At 62.6% G+C, this 22745-nt stretch carries 24 protein-coding genes, 1 tRNA gene and 1 pseudogene; 15 read left to right on the top strand and 11 right to left on the bottom strand.

The features are described from left to right. Positions 1-38 precede the first annotated feature (38 nt). The 3 genes from NKI39_RS24445 to NKI39_RS24455 are packed head-to-tail and all read left to right on the top strand — an operon-like array spanning position 39 to position 3001. On the top strand, positions 39-1430 hold the full coding sequence (locus tag NKI39_RS24445) for a transaminase (protein ID WP_352767491.1): 1392 nt from the start codon (positions 39-41) through the stop codon (positions 1428-1430). A 3-nt stretch (positions 1431-1433) separates the two neighbouring features. Next, positions 1434-2231 (top strand): SDR family oxidoreductase, encoded by a 798-nt coding sequence (locus tag NKI39_RS24450; protein WP_352767489.1) that lies wholly within the window; start codon positions 1434-1436, stop codon positions 2229-2231. Next, a complete protein-coding gene (locus NKI39_RS24455; protein ID WP_352767268.1) occupies positions 2228-3001 on the top strand; it encodes an SDR family NAD(P)-dependent oxidoreductase in 774 nt (257 codons plus the stop codon). Before NKI39_RS24450 ends, NKI39_RS24455 begins: the two co-directional genes overlap by 4 nt. Before the next feature lie 493 nt (positions 3002-3494). Here the strand turns inward: NKI39_RS24455 and NKI39_RS24460 are convergent, their stop codons facing one another. After that, positions 3495-3869 (bottom strand): glutathione S-transferase N-terminal domain-containing protein, encoded by a 375-nt coding sequence (locus NKI39_RS24460; protein WP_352767487.1) that lies wholly within the window; start codon positions 3867-3869, stop codon positions 3495-3497. A 138-nt stretch (positions 3870-4007) separates the two neighbouring features. After that, positions 4008-4877 carry an NmrA/HSCARG family protein gene (locus NKI39_RS24465; protein ID WP_352469670.1) on the bottom strand — a complete coding sequence of 290 codons (870 nt, stop codon included), beginning with the start codon at positions 4875-4877 and terminating at the stop codon, positions 4008-4010. Positions 4878-4978: 101 nt separating this feature from the next. On the opposite strand from NKI39_RS24465, the gene NKI39_RS24470 reads away from it, so the two are divergent. After that, positions 4979-5872: a LysR family transcriptional regulator gene (locus NKI39_RS24470; protein WP_352767274.1), complete on the top strand. Its 894-nt coding sequence runs from the start codon at positions 4979-4981 to the stop codon at positions 5870-5872. A gap of 128 nt (positions 5873-6000) precedes the next feature. On the opposite strand, the gene NKI39_RS24475 is transcribed toward NKI39_RS24470, so the two are convergent. From NKI39_RS24475 to NKI39_RS24485, 3 genes are all read right to left on the bottom strand, one after another. Next, entirely contained in the window at positions 6001-7062 is a 1062-nt protein-coding gene (locus NKI39_RS24475) for an alkene reductase (RefSeq protein WP_352469672.1), read from the bottom strand. Between the two features lie 32 nt (positions 7063-7094). Next, the gene (locus NKI39_RS24480) at positions 7095-8075 is read right to left on the bottom strand and encodes an NADP-dependent oxidoreductase (protein ID WP_352818417.1); all 981 of its coding nucleotides are present in this window, start codon (positions 8073-8075) and stop codon (positions 7095-7097) included. A gap of 418 nt (positions 8076-8493) precedes the next feature. Then, positions 8494-9360, bottom strand: coding sequence for a LysR family transcriptional regulator (locus tag NKI39_RS24485; protein ID WP_352539260.1), 867 nt, complete (start codon positions 9358-9360; stop codon positions 8494-8496). A gap of 126 nt (positions 9361-9486) precedes the next feature. On the opposite strand from NKI39_RS24485, the gene NKI39_RS24490 reads away from it, so the two are divergent. From NKI39_RS24490 to NKI39_RS24510, 5 genes and pseudogenes are all read left to right on the top strand, one after another. Beyond that, complete coding sequence (locus tag NKI39_RS24490) at positions 9487-10107, top strand: isochorismatase family protein (RefSeq protein WP_352767278.1); 621 nt, start codon at positions 9487-9489, stop codon at positions 10105-10107. Between the two features lie 145 nt (positions 10108-10252). Beyond that, on the top strand, positions 10253-10678 hold the full coding sequence (locus NKI39_RS24495; RefSeq protein WP_352834978.1) for a DoxX family protein: 426 nt from the start codon (positions 10253-10255) through the stop codon (positions 10676-10678). Between the two features lie 98 nt (positions 10679-10776). Continuing rightward, on the top strand, positions 10777-12003 hold the full coding sequence (locus tag NKI39_RS24500) for a CE1758 family FMN-dependent luciferase-like monooxygenase (RefSeq protein WP_352834981.1): 1227 nt from the start codon (positions 10777-10779) through the stop codon (positions 12001-12003). A 35-nt stretch (positions 12004-12038) separates the two neighbouring features. Next, the gene (locus tag NKI39_RS24505; RefSeq protein ID WP_352834983.1) at positions 12039-12761 is read left to right on the top strand and encodes a CE1759 family FMN reductase; all 723 of its coding nucleotides are present in this window, start codon (positions 12039-12041) and stop codon (positions 12759-12761) included. A 32-nt stretch (positions 12762-12793) separates the two neighbouring features. Continuing rightward, positions 12794-13006, top strand: a pseudogene (locus NKI39_RS24510) (transposase); the annotation flags it as partial. A gap of 44 nt (positions 13007-13050) precedes the next feature. Here NKI39_RS24510 and NKI39_RS24515 read toward each other — a convergent pair. Beyond that, positions 13051-13127: transfer RNA gene (locus NKI39_RS24515), tRNA-Met, on the bottom strand. 236 nt (positions 13128-13363) lie between these two features. Between NKI39_RS24515 and NKI39_RS24520 the strand changes: the two genes are divergently transcribed. Next, positions 13364-14338 (top strand): Gfo/Idh/MocA family protein, encoded by a 975-nt coding sequence (locus NKI39_RS24520; RefSeq protein ID WP_352834986.1) that lies wholly within the window; start codon positions 13364-13366, stop codon positions 14336-14338. Positions 14339-14351: 13 nt separating this feature from the next. On the opposite strand, the gene mnmA is transcribed toward NKI39_RS24520, so the two are convergent. Then, on the bottom strand, positions 14352-15542 hold the full coding sequence (mnmA, locus tag NKI39_RS24525) for a tRNA 2-thiouridine(34) synthase MnmA (protein ID WP_352456412.1): 1191 nt from the start codon (positions 15540-15542) through the stop codon (positions 14352-14354). Between the two features lie 261 nt (positions 15543-15803). On the opposite strand from mnmA, the gene sciP reads away from it, so the two are divergent. Then, on the top strand, positions 15804-16079 hold the full coding sequence (gene sciP / locus NKI39_RS24530) for a CtrA inhibitor SciP (protein ID WP_023679563.1): 276 nt from the start codon (positions 15804-15806) through the stop codon (positions 16077-16079). On the opposite strand, the gene NKI39_RS24535 is transcribed toward sciP, so the two are convergent. Next, positions 15985-17064 (bottom strand): NADP-dependent oxidoreductase, encoded by a 1080-nt coding sequence (locus tag NKI39_RS24535; RefSeq protein ID WP_352834989.1) that lies wholly within the window; start codon positions 17062-17064, stop codon positions 15985-15987. The genes sciP and NKI39_RS24535 overlap by 95 nt on opposite strands. 93 nt (positions 17065-17157) lie before the next feature. Here NKI39_RS24535 and NKI39_RS24540 point away from each other — a divergent pair, with 93 nt between their 5' ends. Next, a complete protein-coding gene (locus NKI39_RS24540; protein ID WP_352683855.1) occupies positions 17158-17553 on the top strand; it encodes a winged helix-turn-helix transcriptional regulator in 396 nt (131 codons plus the stop codon). A gap of 61 nt (positions 17554-17614) precedes the next feature. On the opposite strand, the gene NKI39_RS24545 is transcribed toward NKI39_RS24540, so the two are convergent. Then, positions 17615-17992 (bottom strand): flagellar export protein FliJ, encoded by a 378-nt coding sequence (locus NKI39_RS24545; protein WP_023719275.1) that lies wholly within the window; start codon positions 17990-17992, stop codon positions 17615-17617. A gap of 450 nt (positions 17993-18442) precedes the next feature. On the opposite strand from NKI39_RS24545, the gene ctrA reads away from it, so the two are divergent. Further along, a complete protein-coding gene (gene ctrA, locus NKI39_RS24550; RefSeq protein ID WP_006203583.1) occupies positions 18443-19138 on the top strand; it encodes a response regulator transcription factor CtrA in 696 nt (231 codons plus the stop codon). A gap of 105 nt (positions 19139-19243) precedes the next feature. On the opposite strand, the gene NKI39_RS24555 is transcribed toward ctrA, so the two are convergent. Both NKI39_RS24555 and chpT read right to left on the bottom strand, forming a co-directional pair. Continuing rightward, complete coding sequence (locus NKI39_RS24555) at positions 19244-19612, bottom strand: response regulator (RefSeq protein ID WP_352772470.1); 369 nt, start codon at positions 19610-19612, stop codon at positions 19244-19246. 238 nt (positions 19613-19850) lie between these two features. Continuing rightward, positions 19851-20480 (bottom strand): histidine phosphotransferase ChpT, encoded by a 630-nt coding sequence (gene chpT / locus NKI39_RS24560; protein WP_352452917.1) that lies wholly within the window; start codon positions 20478-20480, stop codon positions 19851-19853. Positions 20481-20820: 340 nt separating this feature from the next. Between chpT and NKI39_RS24565 the strand changes: the two genes are divergently transcribed. Together NKI39_RS24565 and NKI39_RS24570 are read left to right on the top strand one after the other, a co-directional pair. After that, complete coding sequence (locus NKI39_RS24565; protein WP_023679557.1) at positions 20821-21402, top strand: DUF1134 domain-containing protein; 582 nt, start codon at positions 20821-20823, stop codon at positions 21400-21402. Between the two features lie 147 nt (positions 21403-21549). Then, complete coding sequence (locus NKI39_RS24570; RefSeq protein WP_352834992.1) at positions 21550-22713, top strand: coiled-coil domain-containing protein; 1164 nt, start codon at positions 21550-21552, stop codon at positions 22711-22713. Positions 22714-22745: the final 32 nt, after the last annotated feature.

Consider the following 22745-nt stretch of genomic DNA (forward strand, 5'->3'; position numbering starts at 1 on the left):
CCAAAATAATCGCGCGGCAGGGAGAGTTAAGCGCTGTGATGGCTGCCAGCAGAAGCGATTCGCATTCAACGACCATTGGTGAGCTGCTCGACCGCGAGCAGGCGCGCTTCAGTGACACGCATCCGCGCTCAGCGGCGGCCTGGGAAGAGGGCAAGCAGCGTTTCCTCTATGGCGGACCCTCGCACTGGATGCGGCGCTGGGCCGGCGGCTTCCCGGTTTATGCCGCGTCGGCCAGCGGCGCCCATATAAGAGACATCGACGGTCACGACTATGTCGACTTCGCCCTTGGCGACACTGGCGGCATGTGCGGCCACGCGCCGGAGGCGGTGACTTGCGCCGCACTGCGCCAGTTGCAGAACGGCACAACGATGATGCTGCCCACGGAGGACAGCCTGTGGGTTGGCACTGAGCTGCATCGTCGCTTCGGACTGCCCTACTGGACGCTGACCACCTCGGCCACCGACGCCAATCGCGGCGCCATCCGCATCGCCCGCATGATCACCGGCCGCGACAAGGTGCTGGTTTTTTCCGGCTGCTATCACGGCAGCGTCGAGGAAGCGCATGTCGAGATCCGCGACGGCCGTGTCGGCCTGCGTAACATGATCCATCCCAACGGTGTCGACCATTCGGCCGTATCGAGGGTGGTCGAGTTCAACGATGTCGCTGCGCTCGAAACGGCACTCTCGGCTGGCGACGTCGCCTGCGTGCTGACCGAGCCGCTGATGACCAATTTCGGCATGATCCCGGTCGCCGACGGCTTTCATGACGCCCTGCGCGAGATCACCCGCCGCACCGGCACGGTCTTGATCATTGACGAGACGCATACGATCTCCAGCGGACCCGGCGGTTATTCGTCCGAGCATGGGCTGGAGCCGGACATTCTGGTCGCCGGGAAGGCCATCGCCGGCGGCATTCCGGCCGGCATCTTCGGCGTCTCGCAGGCGATCGCCGAGCGGTTGTGGGCCATCGTGCCGATGGTCAATCCGCGCGTGCGCCAGTCGGCGCATCTCGGCATCGGCGGCACGCTGGCCGGCAACGCACTCACCGTAGCCACGATGCGCGCTGTGCTGGAAGAGGTGCTCACGCCCGCCAACTTCGAAATCATGATCGGCAGAGCCTCGCGGCTGGCGGAGATGGCACGTGGCATCATAAACGCCAATAAGTTGCCGTGGCATGTGACGCAGATCGGCGCCCGCGCCGAGATCATGTTCATGCCCGATCCGCCGCGGAACGGCGCCGACGTCATCGCCGGCCGGCGCGGCGATCTCGAGACGCTGCTGCACGCCTTCTACATGAACGAGGGCATATTGGTGACGCCCTTCCACACCATGTTCCTGATGTGTCCGGCGACGACCGAGGCCGATGTCGACCGCCACGCCGAGGTCTTCACCCGTTTCATTGATCTCGTGCGTGGCGCCGGAGTCGTCTGAGCGATGGCGAAACCATTCGATCTCAGCGGCAAGGTGGCGCTGGTGACCGGCGGCGGACGCGGCATCGGTGCTGCGATCGTGACCCGCTTCGCCGAGGCCGGTGCTAGTGTCGTCATCGCCAATCGAACGTTCGATATGGCAAAAGCGCTGACCGCCGAATTGTCCGCCCGCAAGCTGGATGTTCGTGCGGTTCCGCTTGCTGGGCTCGACCGCGCCAGGCTGCACGCACTGGTCGGCGACATTGTACGTCAGGCGAGCCGGCTCGACATCGTCGTCCACAATGCCGGCGGCTGTCCCTGGGCCTCGATTGAGGATCTTGACGAGGACAAGCTCGATGAAGCGCTGGCGCTTAACCTCAAGCCTTGCTTCTGGCTGGCGCAGGCAGCAGTTCCGGTGATGCGCAAGAACGGCTTCGGCCGCATCCTTGTCACCTCTTCAGTGTCGGCGCGCTTGGCGATGGCCGGCGGCGCGCATTACTCGGCCGCCAAGGCCGGCGTCAACGCCTTCATTCGGGGTGCCGCCTTCGAATTCGCGCGCGACGGCATTACCGTCAACGGTGTCGAGCCGGGCTTCATAGCCAAGCCGGGTAGGGGCACGATGAGCGCGCCGGAAGTTGCCGGGCGCCTCGGCCAACACATCCCCGTTGGCCATCTCGGCGAGGCGGACGACATTGCCTATGCCATGCTCTACCTCGCCTCGGAGCAGGCCAAATACACCACCGGCCAGACGATCGTCGTCGACGGCGGCTCAACGCTGCCGGAAACCGGCTTCGCCGTCGAGCGCCATTGGGGGCTGACATGAGCCGATGCCTCGAAGGCCGCAAGGCGCTGATCACCGGTGCTGCCACCGGAATGGGCCGCGCCACTGCCGAATTGTTCGGCCGGCACGGCGCCGAAGTCATCGCCTTCGGCCTCGGCGGTGAGGGACTGGACGGCGCCGTCAAGGCGAGCGGCGGTGCCGCCGTGCTCGGCGACATCACTAGCGCAGACGATGTCGCACGTGCTATCGACGCCTGCGGCGGGTGTCTTGATATCGTCGTTAACGCCGCCGGAGTGATGATCCTCGACGAGCCGGAGAGCCTGAGCGATGAGACCTGGGCGCGCAGCTTTGCGGTCAATGTGACGGGCGCCATGATGGTCTGCCGCGCCGCACTGCCGCTCATGAAAAAGCGCGGCGGCGCGATCGTCAACATCGCCTCCGTCGGCGCCTTCAACGCCAGCGGCCAAAATGCCGCCTATTCGGCTAGCAAGGCAGCACTCGTCTCCTACACCCGCTCGCTCGCCTTTGCACATGGCCCCGACGGCATCCGCGCCAACGCGTTGGCGCCTGGCTGGGTGCGCACGCCGATGAGCGTCTACGAAATGGAAGTGGCGGCAGCGGCCAACGGCTCGACGCCCGACGAGGAGTTCACCGCGCTCACCGGCCGTATTGCGCTCAGGCGTGTTGCCGAGCCGTCCGAGATCGCCAACTGCTGTCTGTTCCTGGCTTCCGATGCCGCCTCCTTCGTCACCGGCGCTGTGCTCGTCGCCGACGGCGGCGGCCGTGCACCAACGCAAAACAGGGCAGTGTGATGCGACCTGACCAGTGAGGCTCGTCACAGGCGAATGGCCAGGATACTGGCGCTCTGATAAGCGGCGCCACTTGTCTCACGCTGCTGCCTCTACCGACATTCAGATAGGGAAGACCGCGTTGATTTGCCCCGCCGCGCTTTTGGCTGCAATTCAGGCAGCCACGATGGCGCCAACGGTCGAACAGGCCAGGACTTGCTTTACACCCGCGTTCATAAACACTCAGAACGCGCGGCGATGGCAGGAATGGTCGATATGGTCGCGCGGATTGCCGTGCGAATACATGCACAACGCGCGTTTCGCTTTGCCTTCCGCGGTAATCGAGGCATCTGAACAGAAAGCATATCCGACAATATTGCCGCGGACTGCCTTCCGGACGCCCACATAGGTGAACAAGTACGCTCCCGTGGTGAACCCGACCCAAAGCGCTTCTCCCACTGGCGAAGAGACTGCACCATCAAGGTCCGGTGTCAAACACCCAGTTTCGAACCGGCTCTCAGACCGCCTGCTGCTTGAGCCGCATGTTCTCGCGGTACAGGCTGATGTGGTCCTTGAAAATACCGCCTACATAATCCTGGAAGGTCGGCAGCGTCGCGATGTCGATGGCGGCGCCCTTGGCAAACCAGGCGATGATCTCGTCGGATTCCGTCATATACTGTCCCGGCGTTAGCTCGACAGTTGGAAAGCCGACCTTGGGCAGGTGCGCGGCGAGCTTCTCTGTGATCTGGCACTTCTCTTTGCTGCCCTGTTCGACCAGCCGGATGTCGACCTGGTCGAGCAGTCTCGCCTCAAGCAGGAACACGCGAACCTTCATGCAGAACGGGCAGCCATGGAGCAGGTAGACGATGGGCTTGAACACGGTATTGGTCATGGCAAATGCCTTTTGCCGGATGCACTGCGGGTTGGCCGTGGGGCGGCTATGCGCGCTCGAATATGCCGCCGCATGACCCCGTTCGGCCGCCGGCGTTGCAAGCGCACCGGCAGGCCGATATTCAGACATGCGGAATGATCAAGCCAAAACAGCGATTTCCGCTGCGAAGTCGCGATAGGAGCGCAGCGGGCGACCCAGCATGCCGGTCAATCGATCAACATCCCCTGCCTCAGGGACCATGCCAACCACAAGGAAGCGCTCGGCCATGAGACGCATGTCGAGCGCCATCCAGCTCGGTGCGTAATTTCGGAGGTTTTGCTCGAACCCAGCGGTATCGTCGCCGCCATAGTGGATCGTCCGCCCAAGAACATTCGACCAGATGGCGGCGACATCGGCACCGGTCAGCGTGTCGGGACCAACGACATTGATCCGCTTGAGAGGAAGCGGCTCGCTTGCCTGCTCACGGCGAACCAGCTCGATGGCTGCGATCTCACCGAGATCGCGCGCGTCGACCATCGCGATGCCTTTGTCACCGATCGGCATCGGATAGACACCGTGACCGAGCACCACGTCCTTCACCGAATAGTCGTTGTTGATGAAGTATGCAGGCCGCAGGATGGTGGCGTTGAAGCCCAGCTGCTCCAGCATGCGTTCGACACTGAACTTACCGGCGAAATGCGGCACGTTCACGTAGATGTCGCTGTGAAGCACGGACAGATAGACGATCCGCTTGATCCCGGCCTCATGGGCCAGATTGAGGGCGATCAGCGCCTGGGTAAACTCGTCGGGCACCACGGCGTTGAGCAAGAACAGGGTGGACACGCCCGAGAAGGCCGTGCGCAGCGCATCGACGTCAAGCAGATCGCCTTCGGCGAGGGCAACGGCGGCTGGTAAATTGGCCTTCGAGGGATCGCGGACGAGCGCGCGCACATTAGCGCCGCGCTTGATGAGCTGATCGACGACATTGCGGCCGACGGTTCCGGTTGCACCGGTGACGAGGATAGTCATGTGGTCACTCCTGCTTTTATCAGATCGTTAGCGCTATTTAGGAGTCCACAAACGCACCGGAAGCTGCCATTTGTAGACACCCTGTCTCACTGGTGGAACACATGGACCTGCTCGCCCTAGCCGACTTCAATCTGGTTGCACGTCATGGTGGATTCGGGCGAGCCGCGCGCGCCACAGGGCGCCCCAAGGCGACGCTCTCGCGGCGCGCCGCAGAACTGGAGAATAGCTTGGGCCTACGCTTGTTCGAGCGCGGGGCGCGTGCCCTGAAGCTCACGCAGGAGGGAAAGGACCTGCATGAGCGAACCAGTCGCTTGCTGACGGAAGTGGAGGAGACGGCCGCAGCGATTGCGTCGGGAGACCGGGAACCGCGTGGAAATTTGCGGATCAGTGCACCGTTGCTCTTCTCTCAACTTGCGATGGGTAAGCTGGCGGCAGGCTTCTCGCTCAAATATCCCGACGTTATCCTTGAAGTCACGACCGAAGACCGTGCAGTCGACATGGTCGAAGAAGGGTATGACCTGGCCATTCGCGTCAATCCGCGTTCCGATGAAAGCCTGGTGGGACGGGTCTTCATGCGTGATCGGCTTGTGATCGTGGCGAGCCCGCAAGTGGCGAGACCGCGAGACGGAGACGCCGCTCCCGCTGTCGTGCGGAGCTCGGACAGAGGACTCTCGTTGTGGAATATCAAACCGGACACGGGGCCGACGACGATCGCGTTCACCCCGGTGCTCAGCCTGTCGTCGCTCATCATGGTTCGCGATGCGGTCGTCATGGGCGTGGGTGCGGCACGGTTGCCGGTATCGCTCGTGAGTCATGATCTGGCCGCCGGCACATTGGTGCATTGGGGGGACGTGGATGGTCCGGATACGGCCCTGTGGACGCTCTACCCGTCGCGGCGCCTGTTGAATGCCCGCGTTTCCGCCTTTCTCGACCATCTGAGAGGAGCGTTCCCAAAAGGAACTCCCGACGAATTGGCAGCGTTCATTCGGATTTGAAGCCGCCACGGTTACCTTCTGTCGGCCAACGCCATCACCCACGTCGCGGGCCAGCTTGATCCAATAACGCAAGCGACGACCGCCAGAAGGTGGCTGCTGCAGTCCGATGAACTACAGCAGCCGACGCATCAGCCCGCAAGCCGCGGATAGTCCGTGTAGCCGGCCGCGCCACCGCCATAGAAGGTGGATGGATCGGGCTCGTTGACGGGCGCGCCCAACCGTAGACGCTCGACGAAGTCGGGATTGGCCAAAGCCCAACGGCCGATCGAGGTCATGTCTGCCTGGCCCGAGACGATGTCCTGGTCCAGGGCTTCGCGTGTGCGGCCAAGCCGCAGCACCATCAGGGTCGTGGGCCACGCACGGCGGATGTCGGCGAGGAACTCGTCGCCCCCGCCATACATCAGATGGAGATAGGCCAGTTTCAGTGGTGCCAGCGCGGCGACCAGTTCGCGATAGAGCGCAGGACTCTCCGGACCTTCATCAAGCCCGCCCAAAGGCAGGCCTGGCGAAAGGCGGATAGCGGTGCGATCGGCGCCGATCTCATCGGCGACAGCCTGCGCCACTTCGACGGCGAACCGAATGCGGTTAGCGATCGGCCCGCCATAGGCGTCGGTCCGGTGATTGGCGTTCGGCGCAAAGAACTGATGGACGATATAGCCGTTGGCGCCGTGAATCTCGACGCCGTCGGCGCCGGCATCGATAGCCAGCCGCGCGGCCCGCCGGAAGTCCTGCACCGTGGCGGCGACTTCCTCGGTCGTCAGCGCGCGCGGCTCGGGGATGGGCTGCATGCCGCTCGCAGTGAACATCTGCTCACCGGGCGCGACGGCCGATGGGGCGACGGGCTGACGGTGATGCGGCGTGTTGTCCGGGTGCGACATGCGGCCGACATGCATGAGCTGCAGGAAGATCTTCGCGCCTTTTGCGTGAACCGCATCGGTGACCTTGCGCCAGCCGGCGACATGTTCGGGTGCGTGGATCCCCGGCGTCGCGAAATAGCCCTGGCCATCGGCCGAGGGTTGCACACCCTCGGTTATCAGCAGGCCAAGGGAGGCGCGCTGGGCGTAGTATTCAGCGGCGTGCTCGCCCGGTACGCCGTTGAACTCGGCACGGCTGCGAGTCATCGGGGCCAAGGCCAGGCGGTGAGGCAGGTCCATTTGGCCCACGCGGACCGGACTCCAGATAGTCGTCATGATAAACTCCTTGAAAGTTGAAAACTTGGTGATCAGCGGGTGAAGTCAGCGACGATCTTGCCGGGTGCGTGGCCGGTGCGATTGCGCTCGATTGCGGAAGCCAAATCATCGAAGCCCGCCACGTCGGCGATCGTCGATCGCAGGGCGCCGATCGCGACCTGCTGGGCGATCGCGGTCAGGCGCGCTGTGTCGGGCCTGTTCGATAAAAAGACGCCGCGGCGGCCTGGCGGCGTACGTGATGCGAGGTCCGTGGCGGCGATGCTTACGAGAAGGCCATCGGGCGACAGGACTGCCCAGGAGCGGTTCACGACCTCACCGCCGACGAGGTCGACGACGAAATCGATGTCGCGCGCAAGCAGCTCGAAGTTCTGCTGCCGATAGTCGATCACCTCGTCCGCGCCGAGCGCCCGGACATGTGGCAGGCTATTGGTCGAGGCCGTGGCAAAGACCGTCGCTCCGGCCGCCTTGGCGAACTGGACGGCAAAGCCGCCCACGCCGCCGGCTGCGCCATGGATCAGCACCCGCCGTCCGGAGAGGTCGAAATCCGCCGCCTGAATGACATGCCAGGCTGTTATCGCCGCGACCGGAATGGCCGCCGCCTCCACGTCGGACAGTGATGCCGGCGTCAGGACGAGCTTCTCGGCGTTGATGACCAGATGGTCGGCGTAGGCTCCGACGCCACCGAGGGCGGCCATAACCCGATCCCCGGGCTTCACGCCTGTGACGCCGGGGCCGGTCCGAAGCACGACGCCGGCCATTTCGATGCCAAGCGTCGCGGGCAGGGTCAGCTTGAAGCGCTCGCGGAGGTAGCCTTCACGGATTTTCCAGTCGATACGGTTTACCGCGGCGGCCTTGACCGACACCAAGACCTCGCCCGGACCCGGCTCGGGCGCGGATACGCTATCGACTGTCAGCGATTCGGGGCCGCCATAGGCTTGAAGACGTAAGGCTCGGCCGTGGGCAAGCGGTTCGGATGTGGAGGCCCCGCGCTTGAGATCAGCGGATTGGATCATGTAGGTTCTCCTTCTTGGCAGAAGGTATGCGTCCGAAATCCGCACCATAAGTCATCGAAATAAGACAGTCTGTCTCGCTGGAGAGACACCTAATGGCCTTCCGGCGTCTCCAATTTCGTATTTGTGGCCTTATCCGTACGGTGCTTTTCGGCCAGGCGGAAAAGCGGTCGACCGACGGCGACCTTGTAGCGGCGCGTGATCGGGCTCGTCGATCATCAGCGCCAGGATCAGATGGGCCATGAGCCAGCTTCGGGCGAGCCGCTCATCGCGTGCTGGAAGCTTATGGGTGCCCATTCCGCTCTTGAGCCGCTTGAAGGCGAGTTCTGCCAGTGTCTCGATCGAATACTAACCATAGCCTTCGCGCCGGGTCCGCAGAGTGCACAGCCGCCGGTCTCCATGGTCCGTCGGGCGCCCGTCCTCAGCCGGCGTGATATTCGAGCATGATGTCGATCAGCGCTCTGACTTTGCGTGGCGGGAAGTCGCCGGGAGGACGCACCACATAAAGCCCTGCCGCGACCACCGTGTGGTCGGCAAGCAGGGGGATGAGCGCACCGGAGGCGATGTGGGGCTCGATCAGGAAATCCGGCAGGGCCGCCACGCCGAGTCCGGCCAGCGCCGCCGAAAGGAGCGCTTCGCCGTTATCCGCCTTGAAACGACCGTGAGGATGGACCGCGATCGTTTTGCCTCCCTCGACGAACCGCCATGCTTCGGTCCCCTGCAACAGGCACTCGTGATCCGCGAGTTGGCCAAGCGTTTGCGGTGCCCCATGCCCGGCGACATAGGCGGGGCTGGCGACAAGCATGCCGGATATGGGCCGAATGCGTCTGGCGATCAGGCTCGAGTCAGGCAGAAATCCCGCCCTGATTCCCGCGTCGAAGCCCTCGGAAATCAGATCCACGAAACGATCGCTGTAGGCTGCATGAACATGCAGCAAGGGATGGCGTCGAGCGAGTTCGGCAAGAACCGGGGCGACAAGCCTCGGCCCGCCAGACAGGGGCGCGGCGATACGCAGCAGCCCGCGCACCGCGCCATCGGGTGCTATTGCATCCTGTGCCGCCTCGAACTCGCCGAGGATGCGAGTGGCGTGGTCGCGGAACGTCGCGCCGGCCTCCGTCAAGGCGGCGCCGCGAGTCGTGCGAGAGAGCAACTGGCTTCCGAGCGTTTCCTCCAGCCGAGCCAGTCGGCGGCTGACGACGGATTTTGCGACGCCCAGCCGCCGCGCGGCAGGCGATATGCCTCGCCCCTCCGCGATCTCCACGAAAGTCCTGACGTCCTCAATCTCCATAGCGTTCCGCTTTCAGCAACAATCAATCGCAAAACCGGAGGCTATCTTAAGCCGACAAGGAACGCCATCCTTTGTGGGTCAGTTCATCCGGCATAGCCGCGCCGGACCAACCCCATGGAGAAATAGATGAGCGTGCAAGACGTGTGGAAATACGAAGAATCTGCGCTGGTGCTGATCGACTACCAGCCGGAAATGTTCAGCCAGATCCGATCCGAAACGCCGGCCAACCTGGTCGAGCTCAACGTGCGGCTACTGATCAGGGCTGCACGGGCTTTCGACATGCCCATTATTCTCTCGACGGTCGGTGCAAACATGGGTGTCAACGGCCCCACGGTTCCGGCGATCCTCGCCGAACTGCCCGGCATCGAGGTGATCGATCGCTCGACAATGAACTCGTGGGAAGATCCGGCCTTTCGCGCCGCGGTCGAGAAGACCGGCCGCAAACGGCTGATCATCGGCGCCCTCTGGACCGAGATCTGTCTTGCTTTCCCGGTCATCGATGCGCTCAAGGACGGCCATGACGTGGCTTTCCCGGTCGACGCCGTCGGCGGTCGGTCGCAGCTTGCCCACAGCACGGCGATCCAGCGGCTCACTCATGCCGGGGCGGTCCCCAGTACGGCCTTGGCTGTCGTTACCGAACTCTTCCGCGACTGGGCGGGGCCGGTGGCCGACAAGGCCCGCACGCTGGTGTACTGGTATTACGAGGAGCTTGCGAAGCTGCAGGGTCCGGCCGCAAAGGCCGCCTGAAGCGCCAGGCCGAGCACGGTTGGAGCGGCGGGGAAGCCTCTGACAGGGCCGATTTTTCCCGCCTGTTCTACCGGCAGCACCGGCGAGCCCCGCATAGTCGGCTCTCCCGCCGCCAATTTCCCTATTTTCGAAAAGGACGATCAAAATGAAAACTCAAACCGGCGCCGTTCGCGGCCCCATCAATCGTTGGAGCCTGGCGCTGTGGATCGCACAGGCGCTCCTGGCTCTCCTCTATCTGGCAGCCGGTGGCGCGAAACTGACACAGCCCATCGACGCGCTCGCCGCGAGCATGAGCTTCGTCACCCATGTACCGGAAGCCGTCACACGGCTGATCGGCACTCTCGAAGTGCTGGGCGCTGTCGGTCTCATCCTGCCGGCCGCGACGCGGATCAAGCCTTGGCTGACGCCGCTGGCGGCTGTCGGGCTTTCACTCGTACAGGTGGGGGCGATCATCACGCATGCGCTGCTCGGCGAGACGGCCAAGATGCTGCCCATCAACCTGACGCTGCTCGCCTTGTCCTTGTTCATTGCCTGGGCCCGGCTGCGGAAAGCCAAGATCCCGGCTCGCTGAGCATGGCGAGTCACCAAGAGGGTAGGCCGGCCCGCCACTCGCGGATCACGACCCCTTGACGCAGACATCTACCGACATCGAGCCCCTGGAGCTTCAAAATGCAATTCGGAATCTTCTCTGTCAGCGACGTAACGCGCAACCCGATCACAGGCGTCACGCCGAGCGAGGCGCAGCGGATCGATGCGATCGTCAAGATCGCGAAGCGGGCGGACGAGGTCGGGCTCGATGTCTTCGCCATCGGCGAGCACCACAACCCACCCTTTTTCTCGTCCTCGCCGACGACTCTGCTCGCCCATATCGCCGCGCAGACGCAGCGCATCATCCTCAGCACCGCCGTGACGCTCATCACGACCAATGACCCGGTGAAGATCGCGGAAGACTACGCGATGCTGCAGCATCTCTCGAAGGGGCGGACGGACCTGATGCTCGGCCGCGGGAATACAGTGCCGGTCTATCCCTGGTTTGGGCAGGACATGCGTGACGGCGTCGCACTGGCGCTCGAGAACTACAATCTGCTCCACAAGCTGTGGCGCGAGGACGTTGTCGATTGGCAAGGCAAATTCCGGACCCCGCTGCAAGGCTTCACGTCGATCCCGCGCCCGCTCGACGATGTTCCTCCCTTTGTCTGGCACGGCTCGATCCGCACTCCGGAGATCGCCGAGCAGGCGGCTTTTTACGGGAACGGCTATTTCGCCAACAACATCCTTGCGCCCAACCTGCACTTCCTGCCGCTGGTGAACTTCTACCGCGAGCGGTTCGAGCATTACGGACACGGCACCAAGGAGCAGGCCGTCGTCGGGCTTGGTGGCTATGCCTTCATCGCGAAGCGCTCGCAGGACGCATACGACCGATTCCGGCCCTATTTCGAAGGCAGCCCCATCTACGGAAAGACCTATCGGCTGGAAGAATATTCGCGCGATACGCCGCTCAGTGTTGGCAGCCCGCAGGAGGTCATCGACAGGACGCTGAGCTTCCGGGAAGCCTTCGGCGACTACCAGCGGCAGCTGTGGGTTCTCGACGCCATGGGGCTGCCGCTGGAGATGGCTCTCGAGCAGGTCGAGCTGCTGGGCACTGAGGTGGTGCCCGTGCTCCGCAAGGAGATGGCGGCGCGACGCTCGCCGGGCGCCGCCCTAGCCCCGACGCACCGGAGCCTGGTGGAGGTCAAGTATGGAGACCAGCCGCCGCGCCAGCCGCGCCCAAATGCCAATCGCGGAGACAACCTGACGGACGTCCAGCCGTATCGCGATACTGACGAAAACGTTACAGCGCGCGCCCCGCTGGTCGCGGGGCAGGCTGCGCGGTCCGGCAATGTCGCGAAGCGATAGGCCCCGGTGGTGTCTTCAGGGAAAGGATTAGAGAGATGACGAAGACCATCGAGAACAGGGGGAAGCCCATGCGGCTCGTCGTCGTGAACGCAGGCGTAAACGATCCCTCGACAACGCGGATGCTGGCCGACCGCATCGCACAGAAGAGTATCGAACGTATCACTGGTACGGGAAAGACCGCCGTCCTTAGCGTCATCGACCTGGCTCCGCTTGCAGTCGATATTGCGCGTGCCGTGGTGGCCGGATTTCCCGAGGCCAAGGTGCAGTCCGTAATCGAAACGCTTGCCGGCGCGGATGCCGTCGTTGCCGCCACGCCAGTCTACAAGGCCGGTGTCAGCGGGCTGTTCAAGTCGTTCATCGATATCCTCGACAACGACTTGCTCATTGCCAAACCGGTGATCCTCGCCGCGACGGCCGGCACCGCTCGCCATGCGATGGTCGCGGACGCGCAGATGCGCCCGCTTTTCGCGTTTCTGCGCACTTTTCCCGTGCCGACGTCGATCTTTGCTGCCCCGGAAGATTGGGGGTCGCCGGAGCTCGGCGGTCGCATCGATCGAGCTGCTACCGAGCTCACCCAGTTCCTGTTGAGTGGCACCAGCCGATCCATCGCGGACGCGGCATGGAAAGGCTATCAACACCAGTTCGCAGGCAATGCGGCGCGCGCGGAGCGCAGCGCTGCCGATGTCAATTTCGACACCGATCTGATGAAGCTGGCCGCAGGAGGGACGGCTGTAGAGCGGATGATCGTCAGAGGCTGAGGGAGCTGAATTTCCTTGCCCAATCCTTTGGCCTAGTTACCGCTTGCGGCCGCATCTGCATGCACAGGAAGAAGATCAACGTCTCGACCGTGCTCGCCGGTCAGAGGCTGGGAATCAAGGAGGTCGACGACGGCATTTGGCTCGTCAGCTTCATGCATTACGATCTCGGGTATATCGACTTGGAACAGAGGACCTTGCAGACCATCGACAACCCGTTCGGCACGAGGTTGTCACCCATGTCTTAGGTACAATCTGTTACCTATGTCTCCGGGTTGGACAAAGGTAGTTATGGTAGCGGGAGAGGGACTTGAACCCCCGACCCCAGGATTATGATTCCCGTGCTCTAACCAACTGAGCTACCCCGCCAGGGCGGCGAAGGCCCGAAATCCAGCTTAAATCGGCAGGCATATCGGCGCGTTCGCCAAGGTCGCGCGGATATAAGGTTGCGAGGCCAAGCCTGTCAAGCATCGAAGTGGCTGCCGCGCCGGCATATTGCTGGCCCCGAAAGCTTTGCCGGGCAGACATTTGGGCGCACAGGCCGGGGTTGAGTTCAGCGAGGCACGTCGCTATGTCTCGGCCACGAAAGTCATGGTCATGAATTGATGAAACCGCGCATTGCAGTCCTCGGTTGCGGATACTGGGGCAGCAACCACATCCGCACCCTAAAGGCGCTCGGCGCGCTGCATGCGGTTTCGGACGTCAACCCCGCGCGTGCGGAGGGTTTTGCCAGCGAGCAGGATTGCCTTGCGATAGAGCCGGAGGCGCTGTTTGCCCGCGACGATGTCGACGCCATTGTCATGGCGCTGCCGCCGCAGTTCCATGCCGACATGGCGGTGCGCGCCGTGCTCGGCGGCAAGGACGTGCTGGTGGAGAAGCCGATCGCGCTGACGGTGGCCGATGCCGAACGCTCGGTGCAGGCGGCCGCCGATAATGGCCGTGTCTTCATGGTCGGCCACGTGCTGCGCTTTCATCCCGCCTTCGAGACGCTGAAGGCGCTGATCGACAATGGCGAACTCGGCGAAGTCCGCTACATCCATTCGCATCGGCTCGGCCTCGGCAAGTTCCACACCGAAAACGACGCGCTATGGGATCTGGCGCCGCACGATCTGTCGATGATCCTGGCCATCACCGGCACCGAACCGGTCGAAGTGCGCGGCGAAGGCGCTGCTCTTCTCGACAATCTCAGCGACTTTGCACATCTGCACATGCGCTTTCCCAACGGCCTGCGCGGCCATCTGTTCGCCTCGCGGCTCAACCCTTACCGCGAACGGCGGCTGACCGTTGTCGGCACCAAGGCGATGGCGGTGTTCGACGATGTCGAGCCATGGGAGCGCAAGCTTGCCGTCTATCGCCACGCGGTGTGGCAGGACAGCGGCCAATGGGCGTTCACCGCCAACGAGCCGTCCTATGTCGCGGTCGGTGAGGGCATGCCGCTGACGCGCGAGTTGGCGCATTTCATCCACTGCATCGAGACGCGGGCCGAACCGCGCACCAGCGGCGAGGAGGCCATCCGCGTGCTGCGCATCCTGACCGCCGGCACCGTCGCCCATACAAGGCCCGCCCATACAAGGCCCTAAGAGAAAACGCCGTCTATTCGGCGGGTACCCGCGCCGGCTGGACGGCAAGCCGCGTCAGCATCGCCTCGGCCTCCGCGCCGCGCTCGGAGCGCTCGATGAAGCCGCCGCCGAACACGCGCGCCTCGTTGCCATCGTCGGAATAGAGCACGCAAGCCTGACCGGGCGCGATGCCGGATTCGCCGTCTACCAGTTCCACCGAAGTGACACCGGCGCGGTGATGTAGCACGGCCGGGCGCGGCGGCCGCGTCGAGCGCACCTTGGCGAAAAGCTCAAGCCCGGCCGCCGGGATAGCGGTCAGCGGGCCATCGCCCAGCCAGTTCATGTTGCGCAAGAAGATCTTGTGGGTCTCCAGCGCCTCGCGCGGGCCGACGACGACGCGGGCCCGGTCGGCGTCGAGATGAACGACGTAGAGCGGCTCGCCCGAGGCGATGCCGATGCCGCGGCGCTGACCGACGGTGTAGCGCAAAATGCCCTCGTGGCGGCCAAGCACGCGCCCGTCTATATGGACGATGTCGCCCGGATTGGCGGCAGCCGGCTTCAGCTTGGCGATGATGTCGGAATACTTGCCCTGCGGCACGAAGCAGATGTCCTGGCTGTCCTGCTTGGCCGCAACCGTCAGTCCCATCTCCTCGGCGATGGCGCGAACCTCAGGCTTCGACAGGCCGCCGAGCGGAAAACGCAGATAGTCGATCTGTGCCTGGGTGGTGGCGAACAGGAAGTAGCTCTGGTCGCGGTCGGCGTCGACCGGCCGGTAAAGCGCGCGGTGGGCGCCATTGGCGCCGGAACGGATGTAGTGGCCGGTCGCCAGCGCGTCGGCGCCGAGTTCCTTGGCGGTCGCAAGAAGGTCGGCGAATTTCACCGTCTGATTGCAGGAAACGCAAGGGATCGGCGTTTCGCCGGCGACATAGCTCTCGGCGAACGGGTCGATCACCGCCTTGCGGAAGCGCTCCTCGTAATCGAGGACGTAATGCGGGATGGCGAGCGTCTCGGAGACGCGGCGGGCATCGTCGATGTCCTGGCCGGCGCAGCATGAGCCGGCCCGGTGCGTTGCCGCGCCGTGGTCATAAAGCTGCAGCGTGACACCGACGACGTCGTAGCCCTCGCGCTTCAGGAGGCCGGCAACGACCGACGAATCGACACCGCCCGACATGGCGACGACGACGCGGGTGTTTTCGGGGCGTCCGGGAAGATCGAGGCTGTTCATGGTTCTTTCGTTCTGCGCGGCGCTTCAATGCCAATGGCCGGAATATAGGTCAAGCGTCTCGGCTGCGCCAGCTTTGCCGGGCCGGCTCATTTTTCCTGCCGGGTTCAATGCGCTTGCCGGCAGATGTTTCAAATGCCGATGAAAAGGCTAACGCCGCGTTCATGATCCTTACCTAACCATTAGGGTCTGCTTAGGCAAATTTTAAAGCTGTGGCGGTAATGTGGTGGGGATTGGGTCTTTGAGTTTTTTGTAGAGAGTACGATGACCGATCTAATTAGACCGCGAGTCAAATATGTTATCGGGCCGGACGGCAGCCCACTTACCATCGCCGATCTGCCGCCGACGAACACACGTCGCTGGGTTATCCGGCGCAAGGCGGAAGTGGTGGCGGCGGTGCGTGGCGGGCTTTTGAGCCTCGAAGAGGCATGCCAGCGCTACAAGCTCACCACCGAGGAATTCCTGTCCTGGCAAGCGTCGATCGACGAATACGGCCTTGCCGGCCTGCGCACCACGCGCATCCAGCAATACCGGCATTAGGCCGATAAGGGCGCTGATCAGCGCCCTTACGTCTGCGAGGGTCGACGATCTGCAATTTCAGACCGTCAGCACCACCTTGCCGATCGGCCTGGTGGCGAGAAAGGCATGGGCGGCACCGGCCTGTTCGAGGGGAAACCGCCTTTGCCACGTGGACGGCCAGCTTTTTCGCGTCGATCAATTTGCCGAGCTCCACCAGAGCGGCACGGTCGGGCACTACGGACATGCGCTCGACGTGGATGCCTCGCGTCCTGGCCTTTGCCTTGGTGGCATCGCTGACATCGAGCAGCGACACCAGAACGCCGCCGGCAGTGAGCACTTTCAGTGATTGCTCCGCATGCACGCCGCCGAACGGGTCCAGAACCAGATCGATGTCGCGGGCCTTCGCGGTGAAATCATCCCTTGTGTAGTCGATCACCTCGTCGGCGCCGAGCGAGCGGACGAAATCGAGCTTTTCCGGGCTGGCGGTCGCGACGACGTAAGCGCTGTGCGCCTTGGCGATCTGCACCGCCAGGTGGCCGACGCCGCCGGCTCCGGCGTGGATCAGCACGCGCTTGGCAGAATCGAGCCGGCCATGGCGGACAAGGCCTTGCCAGGCCGTCAGGCCGGCCAGCGGCAGCGCGGCGGCTTGCGCGTGATCTATGCCTTCAGGTTTCGGCGCAAGCTCATCAGCCGGGACAGCGGCGAGTTCGGCGTAGGCTGCCGCCTGTTTGGGAAAGCGCGGCATGCCGAACACGGCATCGCCGACCTTGAGGCCGGAGACGCCGGAGCCCAGCGCCTCGACAGTCCCCGAAACATCCCAGCCAAGGACAAAAGGCGGCTCGCCAAGCAGCGGATAGTGGCCGCCGCGCACCGCACCATCGACCGGATTGATGCCGGCCGCTTCGATGCGGACGAGCACTTCGCCGGCTTCGGGTGATGGCGCGGGGCGATCGGCAATGACGAGGACATCGGGTCCGCCGAAGGAATTCTGGATAATGGCACGCATGGAAGGCTCTCCTGCTGGTTTTGATGTGCCACTATCATTTGGATAGTTATTTTCTCTTGTCTAGTATGTACCTTTTTGATATATATGCACCCCATGGATAGTGAAGATGTTTCCCCTTTTGGCTATGACGCCTTTCGGCGGTCGTGCCCGTCACACGCCGTGCTCGAGACGCTCGCCAGCAAATGGGTCTACCTGGTGATCTGTGCGCTGCGCCGGGGCCGGCTCCGCAACGGCGAATTGGCGCGCAAGCTCGAAGGCATCACGCCGAAAATGCTGACGCAGACGCTGCGTATCCTGGAACGCGACGGGCTTGTGCGGCGCGAGGTTTTCCCGGTCATTCCGCCGCGGGTCGAATATGAGTTGACCGAACTTGGCCAGAACCTGGCAGGGCTGCTCAATCAGATCAGAGCCTGGTCGGAGCAGCATGTGCCCGACATCAAAAATGCGCGCGCACGGGCGGCGGAACAGCAAGTAGATCTGGATGCCTGAGGCGGGCACAGTCGGTGCGCAGCAATAGCGCACAAGCGCGACGCGCGTTAGAGTCTTGTTTTCAGCCGATCATGGCGCTGCGGCCGCCGGCTTCCGTGTCGCGCGCCTTGGTGTCGCGCGATTCCAGCATCTCGGCCTTGGAAAGCTCCGCTTCGGCTTCGCTCAGCAATGATTCGGCGACATTTCGCTGCTGGGCGAGGTCGCTTTGCGAATTTCTAAGGTTGTCGCGGCGCAGACGTGCCGCCTTGGCGAAGGTCGGATAAGCAAAGTGATTGATGTCGGTGATGCCGGCCTTCTTCTCTTCGGCAGCAATCTGAAGTTCCAGCTCGACGGCCATGCGCTCGAATTCGGCGATCATCATGTCGAGCTGCAGCAGCTGCCGCCGCTTCTCGCTCACCTGAAATTGCTTCAGCCGAACGAGGTTTTCACGTGACTTCATGATTCGGTACTCCCGGAAACGCACACCTGCACATATCGTCCAATTCACCCGGCAAGGCCCAGGCTTGACCCGTTTCCACCGGCTTTCCCCGAACTATGGGAAACAAACTCCTAAAGTTTTTTGCCGGCGGTAACCATTCGTTTACGGGCATTGTTAATCATACGGCTCAGGACTTAAGGGCGGGTAAAAATTCTGCTTCTCGTCGGGAAACCCGGCCAACGAGTCCGAAGAGTCGCTTAGTCTGGCTTATTAATGTGCTGCATTAACGGTTTGGGTCTGTGATTCGTTATTGGATTCAACAAGGTGTAGAAAGGGGTTAAAAAATCTGATACCGTCATGGACGGGGAATTAGGTTTTATTAACCATTCGATGGCAGCCTCTGCTCAGGCAATCACTGCTCCGGTCCTGGACGGGTCGTGAAATGGTCCGGCAGCAGAAAAGGGGAATGAAATGCGCGTTCTGCTGATAGAAGACGACAGTGCAACCGCACAAAGCATCGAGCTGATGCTGAAATCGGAAAGTTTCAATGTCTATACGACCGACCTTGGCGAAGAGGGCGTCGATCTAGGCAAGCTTTACGATTACGACATCATTCTCCTCGACCTCAATCTCCCCGACATGTCGGGCTATGAAGTTTTGAGAACACTTCGCCTGTCCAAGGTGAAGACGCCGATCCTCATCCTCTCCGGCATGGCCGGCATCGAGGACAAGGTGCGCGGCCTCGGCTTCGGCGCCGACGATTACATGACCAAGCCCTTTCACAAGGACGAACTGGTCGCCCGCATCCATGCCATCGTGCGGCGTTCCAAGGGCCACGCCCAGTCGGTCATCACCACCGGCGACCTGGTGGTCAATCTCGATGCCAAGACCGTTGAGGTCGGTGGCCAGCGCGTGCATCTGACCGGCAAGGAATATCAGATGCTGGAACTGCTCTCGCTGCGCAAGGGCACCACGCTGACCAAGGAAATGTTCCTCAACCATCTCTATGGCGGCATGGATGAGCCGGAGCTGAAGATCATCGACGTCTTCATCTGCAAGCTGCGCAAGAAGCTTGACGCCGCGTCTGGCGGGCAGAATTACATCGAGACCGTCTGGGGCCGCGGCTATGTGCTGCGTGAGCCCGAAGATATCCGCGTCAGCGCCTGAACTAGGGGCGTGATCCCAAGGTGGGCGCCGATTTTTTCGGAAAAGAACCCGGCAAAACAACAAGATAGAGCCGATCCGATTTTCGTCGGAATGGAACAGCTCTGATCAGGCGGCAATCTTCAAGGCGCGGAAGCACTCGAGCAGTTGCGGCCGGTTGAACGGCTTCAGCAGGTAGCCCTGGGCGCCGGCTCGTTTTGCCCGCATGATCGCCCCGACATCGACCTCGACCAGCGAAATCAAAACCTGCGGCAATACCGGGCTTTCCATGGCGCGCAGGCGGCGGATGAGGTCCTGCGCCTGCATGTCCGGCAAGGCGCCGTCGATGACGATGATATCAGGCATGTCGGCCGCGCACATCTCGATCGCCTCGTGGCCGCTGGCGGCTTCGATCACCATCATGCCGGAACCGCCCAGGATACGCCTTGCGACCTTCCTGATGACGCTCGAATTGTCGACGAACATGCAGCGTTTCATTCCGGGACCCTCTTTGCCATGCGGCGAACCGGCAGCGTCGTGGCATCTGCCGGGGAACATAGGCCGATCTGGTAAAGAAGCCGAAAAGCCGTTAGGTAAAATTTTCCTGAAGGTGTTTTAAGTGAAATCTTCTTTCGCAATGCTTCACGCAATCAATCCGCAAGCCCGCCCACAGATGTTAGGACAACGCCGCAAATATGACTTGAGAAAAATACTTTCCCCGCTCTTTAGGAGAACTTCAGGCTGCGGAAAGGACGATCTCGTCGGCGGTCGCATGGATCGAAATCGTCATGTTGGCTTCGCGGGCCAGGAGCAGCGTGTAATAGGGCTGCACCGAATGCGCGTCGATCGGCTCTTCCGGCCTGTGGCCGGAATGCAATTCCAGGAATTTGGGCGGCACGCGCAGCATCGGGCCGCTCGCCGCGAGCGCAAAGCGCGGCTCGGTCTCGAGGTTCTCCAGCGTGACCACCAGCCTGCCGCCGCGCGGAATGGCGGCGTTAGCGACGAGGATGAGATTGAGCAGCAGCTTGACCTTGTTCTTGGGCAACAGTGCGCGGGTTCCGTTCCAGATCAGTTCCGGCTTCTCGTTCTTCAGGAAGGCGATGGCCACGGCCTCGGCGTCCCCGGTGTCGATCAGCATGCCGGCGGAACCGGCGGCACCGAAGGCGATGCGGGCGAATTGCAGGCGGGCGGAGGCGTTTTTGGCGCTTTGGCGGATCAGTTTCATGGCGTCTTCGTCGGCGCCGCCTTCGTCGAGCAGCTCAAGCCCGTTGTTTATGGCGCCGACCGGCGAAATGATGTCGTGGCAGACCCGGCTGCACAGCAGCGCTGCCAGATCGGGTGCGGAAAGGGTGAAAAGCTCGGCCATCGGCAAAAATCCCTGCAAATTTCACAACACAATGACCGGGCGATCATGATCACGCCTGTCCACACGAATCACGCTCTCTCCCAAGCATTCTGAATACACAGCGCTTGTGCGTGCAGCAACAAATCCGAAATCATGATTGTCGAAAATGGCGTGTTCACGCAGCAGGGTGCTGCGCGGGCGATGTGAAAACAGCCTTCGAACCGCCATCTTCATGTGGGAGTTTAATGGTTGAAAAAGGATTACGGCATAGTTTGCCCCTAACAGTCATCCTTAACGGCCGCCAAAGAGCCGTACGGGTGCGAGGCGTCGGCGAAAGTGCTCCCTGACGGAGATTGGAAGCATGGTTTCCCGATTCTACGACCGGACTTTTTTCCGTGTCATCTCAATGACGATCGCGCTCATCGGCCTTGTCGCCTTTTCGGCATCGGCCGCGCGGGCGCAGGAATACACCGCGCAGGAGATCGTCGATTCCGGTCATAAATTCTTCGGCGCGACGTCGGGCGGGCTCGCCACCGTCGTCGAGAAGATTTTCGCCACCTATGGCCTGCCGAACGGCTATCTGCTCGGCGAAGAGGGGTCCGGGGCGCTGATCGGTGGCCTGACCTATGGCGAAGGCACGCTCTACACCAAGAATGCCGGCGACCACAAAGTGTTCTGGCAAGGCCCTTCGCTCGGCTGGGATTTCGGCGGCGAGGGCTCGCGCGTCATGATGCTGGTCTACAATCTCGACGATGTGAGCAGCCTGTATAATCGTTTTGGCGGCGTCGCCGGCTCCGCCTATGTCGTCGCCGGCGTCGGCTTCAACGTGCTGAAGAACAACAATGTGCTGCTCGTGCCGATCCGTACCGGCGTCGGCGCTCGTCTCGGCGTCAATCTCGGCTACCTCAAGCTCACCCAGCGCGCGACCTGGAATCCGTTCTGACCTGCATGATGGCGCCACTGCGATTGGAGCTGTGATCCCACGGTCTGAGCTTTGCCGCAGCATACTCTTGCCGTGGTGCCGGATTTCCGTCATGCGAAGATGGCAAAGTCGACCTTTGGCGGTTGCCATGCACAACGGATAGTCATCTTGGTCCAGTCGATCCTGTTCTTTGTTCTCGGCTTTCTCTGCGCCGGCTTTCTGGCGCTGATGATTGCTCCGGCCGTGTGGCGGCGGGCGGTGGCGCTGACGCGCAAGCGCGTCGAGGGCTCGATGCCGTTGACGCTGGCCGAGATCCAGGCGGACAAGGATCGCATTCGCGCCGAGTTCGCGGTTTCGGTGCGCCGGCTTGAAATGAACGTCAAGTCATTGCGCGAGAAAGCCGCCGAACAGCTGGTCGAGATCGGCCGCGACCGCGAAGCCCTGAAGGAATTGGCGGCCGAGCGACAGGACAAGAACCGGGTCGTCGCCGATCTTACAGCCAGCGGCGAGGAGCTTCGCAAGCGCGATGAGCAACTGCAGCAGCTGTCGGAACGGCTTGCGGAGACCGAGCGCGCCCTCGAAAAGCGCGGGCTCGAACTGCGGAAACTGGAGCACATGTATGACGACGCCAGTTTTTCATCCAGCAGCCGGCAGATCGAGCTGGTGGCGCGCGAATCCGAGCTGCAGAAGTTGGCAAGCGACATTTCGCTGCTGCGCGGCCAGCGCAAGGAGGCGGACAGGCGCAGCCAGGAATTGGCAGCCGAAAGCAAGGTTTTGCGGGATGCGTTGAAGGCCGAGAAGAAAAGAACCGGCGAGTTGGAAAAGAAGGTCGAACGCCTGCTCGCCTCGCTGGCCGATCGCGAGGACAGGCTGGAGCGCCGCGAGAAGGAACTGGTGCGCCTTCGCGAAAAGCCGAAAGGCGCTGAAAGGACGCCTGCGGTGGGTCTTGCCGGCGTGCCAGGCAGTCAGGTCAATGCGACCGCCAACGGCGACATCGAAAAGACAACCGCCAAGCTCGACGCCGACCGCGAGCGGCTGGAGGCCAGGCTGACATCGCTGGCACGCGAGAACAGGCGGCTGAAGACAGATCTTGCCGCCGTCGAAACGTCGAAATCACAGGCCGGAGACGATACCGGCAGCGCCAGCGCGGCATTGCGCGAAGAGATGAACGATCTGGCGGCGCAAGTCGTGGCCTTGACGGCAAAGCTCGACGGGCCGGATTCGCCGATCGCCCGGGCGCTTGCAGCGCCTGAGGATACGCGGCCGGGGAGCGGCGGACGCAGCCTTGCCGATCGGGTGCGGGCGCTGCAGAAGGCCGCTTCGACCGACTAAGATTCCACAAGCGCGAGCGGGACGCCCCGGCT

The sequence above is a fragment of the Mesorhizobium sp. M0664 genome (assembly GCF_040320565.1).
Taxonomy (GTDB): Bacteria; Pseudomonadota; Alphaproteobacteria; order Rhizobiales; family Rhizobiaceae; genus Mesorhizobium.

Excerpts from the sequence above, each read along its gene's own strand:
- NKI39_RS24445 (WP_352767491.1), top strand. The coding sequence starts at position 39 with ATGGCTGCCAGCAGAAGCGATTCGCATTCAACGACCATTGGTGAGCTG.
- NKI39_RS24450 (WP_352767489.1), top strand. The coding sequence starts at position 1,434 with ATGGCGAAACCATTCGATCTCAGCGGCAAGGTGGCGCTGGTGACCGGC.
- NKI39_RS24455 (WP_352767268.1), top strand. The coding sequence starts at position 2,228 with ATGAGCCGATGCCTCGAAGGCCGCAAGGCGCTGATCACCGGTGCTGCC.
- NKI39_RS24460 (WP_352767487.1), bottom strand. The coding sequence starts at position 3,869 with ATGACCAATACCGTGTTCAAGCCCATCGTCTACCTGCTCCATGGCTGC.
- NKI39_RS24465 (WP_352469670.1), bottom strand. The coding sequence starts at position 4,877 with ATGACTATCCTCGTCACCGGTGCAACCGGAACCGTCGGCCGCAATGTC.
- NKI39_RS24470 (WP_352767274.1), top strand. The coding sequence starts at position 4,979 with ATGGACCTGCTCGCCCTAGCCGACTTCAATCTGGTTGCACGTCATGGT.
- NKI39_RS24475 (WP_352469672.1), bottom strand. The coding sequence starts at position 7,062 with ATGACGACTATCTGGAGTCCGGTCCGCGTGGGCCAAATGGACCTGCCT.
- NKI39_RS24480 (WP_352818417.1), bottom strand. The coding sequence starts at position 8,075 with ATGATCCAATCCGCTGATCTCAAGCGCGGGGCCTCCACATCCGAACCG.
- NKI39_RS24485 (WP_352539260.1), bottom strand. The coding sequence starts at position 9,360 with ATGGAGATTGAGGACGTCAGGACTTTCGTGGAGATCGCGGAGGGGCGA.
- NKI39_RS24490 (WP_352767278.1), top strand. The coding sequence starts at position 9,487 with ATGAGCGTGCAAGACGTGTGGAAATACGAAGAATCTGCGCTGGTGCTG.
- NKI39_RS24495 (WP_352834978.1), top strand. The coding sequence starts at position 10,253 with ATGAAAACTCAAACCGGCGCCGTTCGCGGCCCCATCAATCGTTGGAGC.
- NKI39_RS24500 (WP_352834981.1), top strand. The coding sequence starts at position 10,777 with ATGCAATTCGGAATCTTCTCTGTCAGCGACGTAACGCGCAACCCGATC.
- NKI39_RS24505 (WP_352834983.1), top strand. The coding sequence starts at position 12,039 with ATGACGAAGACCATCGAGAACAGGGGGAAGCCCATGCGGCTCGTCGTC.
- NKI39_RS24520 (WP_352834986.1), top strand. The coding sequence starts at position 13,364 with ATGAAACCGCGCATTGCAGTCCTCGGTTGCGGATACTGGGGCAGCAAC.
- mnmA (WP_352456412.1), bottom strand. The coding sequence starts at position 15,542 with ATGAACAGCCTCGATCTTCCCGGACGCCCCGAAAACACCCGCGTCGTC.
- sciP (WP_023679563.1), top strand. The coding sequence starts at position 15,804 with ATGACCGATCTAATTAGACCGCGAGTCAAATATGTTATCGGGCCGGAC.
- NKI39_RS24535 (WP_352834989.1), bottom strand. The coding sequence starts at position 17,064 with ATGCGTGCCATTATCCAGAATTCCTTCGGCGGACCCGATGTCCTCGTC.
- NKI39_RS24540 (WP_352683855.1), top strand. The coding sequence starts at position 17,158 with ATGGATAGTGAAGATGTTTCCCCTTTTGGCTATGACGCCTTTCGGCGG.
- NKI39_RS24545 (WP_023719275.1), bottom strand. The coding sequence starts at position 17,992 with ATGAAGTCACGTGAAAACCTCGTTCGGCTGAAGCAATTTCAGGTGAGC.
- ctrA (WP_006203583.1), top strand. The coding sequence starts at position 18,443 with ATGCGCGTTCTGCTGATAGAAGACGACAGTGCAACCGCACAAAGCATC.
- NKI39_RS24555 (WP_352772470.1), bottom strand. The coding sequence starts at position 19,612 with ATGAAACGCTGCATGTTCGTCGACAATTCGAGCGTCATCAGGAAGGTC.
- chpT (WP_352452917.1), bottom strand. The coding sequence starts at position 20,480 with ATGGCCGAGCTTTTCACCCTTTCCGCACCCGATCTGGCAGCGCTGCTG.
- NKI39_RS24565 (WP_023679557.1), top strand. The coding sequence starts at position 20,821 with ATGGTTTCCCGATTCTACGACCGGACTTTTTTCCGTGTCATCTCAATG.